1 protein-coding gene and 1 pseudogene are annotated in these 1,329 nt (G+C 45.1%); one reads left to right on the top strand and one right to left on the bottom strand.

Going from position 1 to position 1,329, the window contains the following annotated elements; translation table 11 throughout:
• Positions 1-741, top strand: a pseudogene (locus tag F6K49_RS49695) (hypothetical protein); the annotation flags it as partial.
• Between the two features lie 268 nt (positions 742-1,009).
• On the opposite strand, the gene F6K49_RS49700 reads toward F6K49_RS49695, so the two are convergent.
• A complete protein-coding gene (locus F6K49_RS49700) occupies positions 1,010-1,216 on the bottom strand; it encodes a hypothetical protein (RefSeq protein ID WP_293069342.1) in 207 nt (68 codons plus the stop codon).
• Positions 1,217-1,329 lie beyond the last annotated feature (113 nt).

Genomic DNA, 1,329 nt, shown 5'->3' on the forward strand with positions numbered 1-1,329 from the left:
CCAGACAATACGATGCCGATGCGGGTGGCTATGTCTGCTACTAACCCCAATTTATTTGTTGTGACAGTTAGTCAAGGTCAGCCCCTGCGCACTACGGATGGAGGGGTGACCTGGCAAAAGGTTTCAGGATTACCGAATGGTCCGGGTGGTCCATGGAATTGGTCTCAATCTTTAGCGGCAGACCCTGTAGATGGCAACACGTTTTATTACTATGCCAAAGGCAAAGTCTATCGTTCCAATGACGGCGGCTCATCCTTTCAAATTGTGAATGATTCACTGCGGAATGAAGGTTGGCATTCCCTGAAAACGGTGCCAGGGGTTAAGGGTGAAATTTGGCTGAGTCTAGACCGCAAGGGTTTTTATCGCTCTACCGATGGTGGTAAGTCATTCCTTAAGGTCCCTTCAGTAACCAGAGCTCACCTATTTGCTTTTGGTAAAGCACCCCAGGGAAGCGACACTCCAGCACTATATATTTATGGCAATATTGATGGAAATGTTCCCAATCTCGGAAATGGGGTTAGGAATCAGGAAGCTAGAGGGACTTCAGGAAGGTCAGCCAAAAGCCGTGCCCAAGAACCAGGAATATTCCAGTCTCTTGACATGGGACGCACGTGGACACGGATGGGCGATCGCTCCCGACCAATTGGCAATAGACCTGGTGTGATGGAGGCGAGTAAGCAGGAGTTCGGACTTGTTTTTATTGCTACCAATGGTAGAGGAATATACTATGGATCACATTAGGATTAATTTTGATTGATTGCTTAAGATTTTTATAAAATTTTCCTTGTAATTCGGGTAATCCTTATTGAATAGGGAATACACTAAATTACTGACTCGTTTCGTGTTAATCAGGGAATCAAACTATGGCAATCCTGCAATTTTTAATCATTAGCGCCATTTGTATGGTGTTAATCAAGTTTGTTGCTTCTTGGTTTGGGTATGGCAACATACCGATACTGAATAAATTGGTGACAATTATTCTCAGCGTCTTCGTGACCTTTGAAATTATTCAGCTGGTGCAAGCCATGATTATCAAATTTGGTTGAGGGCTGTTCGCCCTTGGCGTTCCCCTAGGGTCGGTTGAGGGAGGGTTGTTCGCCCTTGGCGTTCCCGTAGGGTAGGTTGAAGGTTGAAGGTTGTTCGCCTTTGGCGTTCCCGTAGGGTAGGTTGAAGGTTGTTCGCCTTTGGCGTTCCCGTAGGGTAGGTTGACCTTCAATAAGATGCGATCGCTTAAATTATTAATAAGTTACTAAAGTTAAAAGTTGACTAGAGCGTTTCTCCTACTTATGAGGTAAAGTCAATTTTCTTACCCCTACTCCCTACTCCCTA

Source organism: Moorena sp. SIO3I6, assembly GCF_010672095.1.